Source organism: Mesorhizobium sp. WSM4816 (assembly GCF_055811535.1).
On sequence record NZ_JBVVQR010000085.1, the window covers coordinates 1 to 1310 of the forward strand.

Genomic DNA, 1310 nt, shown 5'->3' on the forward strand with positions numbered 1-1310 from the left:
CCCCGCAGCGCGGGGCTTAGCGGGGGCCCCCCCCGCGCCCCCCCGCGCCCCCCGTCGAAACCCCGATTTACACCCAAAAAAACCCCCCCGGGGGGGGGGGGGCCGCCCCCCCCCCCCCCCCCCCCCCCCGCTGCGGCGGAAGCCCGTACACCCCTTGGTATGAGTCCGTGGTTGAGCAAGGAGCTCCGTCGCATCTTCCATAGCCCGAACGGTTGCCAGGGTTCGACCCCGCACCAGCAAGGAAGGGATCAGAGGATGGCACAAATTGCGTTTCATGTCGGCATCGATGTGGCCAAGGATCGACTGGACGTGGCCATTCTGGAAACAGGGGAGTTGTTCACAGTCGACAACACCGAAGCCGGTTATGCGGCGTTGGTCGAGCGGCTGTCGGACAACGAGATCGGTGCCATCGGTCTTGAGGCGAGCGGCGGCTATGAACGCGCTGTACTCAAGGCGCTGTGGCAAGCAAGACTTCCGGTGCGTCGCATCAATCCGCACAGGCTGCGCCAGTTCGCGCGTGCAGCCGGCATCAACGCCAAGAACGATCGCATCGATGCCCGTTTGATCGCCCGCTTCCTGGCGACGCTACCGGTGCATCCGGTGGAGCTCGATCCAAGCCTGGAACTGGTGATCGAACTGGTCACGGCACGGCGCCAGCTCCAGGCCGAGCTAAGCCGCGTCAACAATCAGGCCGAGCACGTGCGCGATGCTGCTCTCAAGCGGCTGGCCAAGCGGCGTGCGACCCGGCTCAGTGCCGATATCCTGCTACTCGACACACGCATTGCCCAAGCAATTGCGGCCGATCCCGCTCTGGCTCAGCGCGGCCGCCTGCTGCGTTCCACGCCCGGCGTCGGTCCGGTCCTGAGTGCCACACTGATCGCGCTGCTACCCGAACTGGGTCGCCTGTCCAACCGGCAGATCACCGCCCTGGTCGGACTCGCCCCCTATGACCATGACAGCGGCAAGCTCAAAGGCAAGCGATGCATTTGGGGTGGCCGCGAGCCTGTCCGCAACGTCCTCTACATGGCCGCGCTCAGTGCCGGAGTTCATAACCCCGTCTTCGCCGCTTTCCGCCAGCGGCTGCGCTCCAACGGCAAGGTAGCAAAGGTCGCCATCGTCGCCGTCATGCGCAAGCTCATCACAACCCTCAACGCTATGGTGCGCACCAACAAACCCTGGAATCCGACTTCCGTTTGAAGCACGGTTGCTCATCCGTCTCGGCGCTGCGCGCCGATCCACCTTCTCCCACAAGGAGGCCTTTGCACAGAATCGGATTGATGATTCCGGGGGTAAGGAAGAGAGGGAGATGA

At 64.5% G+C, this 1310-nt stretch carries 1 protein-coding gene; it reads left to right on the forward strand.

The genetic code is table 11. From position 1 onward, the window contains the following. The first annotated feature begins 255 nt into the window (after positions 1 to 255). A complete protein-coding gene (locus AC0L3H_RS32875; RefSeq protein ID WP_473588234.1) occupies positions 256 to 1197 on the forward strand; it encodes an IS110 family RNA-guided transposase in 942 nt (313 codons plus the stop codon). The last annotated feature ends 113 nt before the right edge of the window (positions 1198 to 1310 follow it).

What these genes read in the sequence shown, in the direction of transcription:
- AC0L3H_RS32875 (WP_473588234.1), top strand. Translation starts at nt 256, where the DNA reads ATGGCACAAATTGCGTTTCATGTCGGCATCGATGTGGCCAAGGATCGA.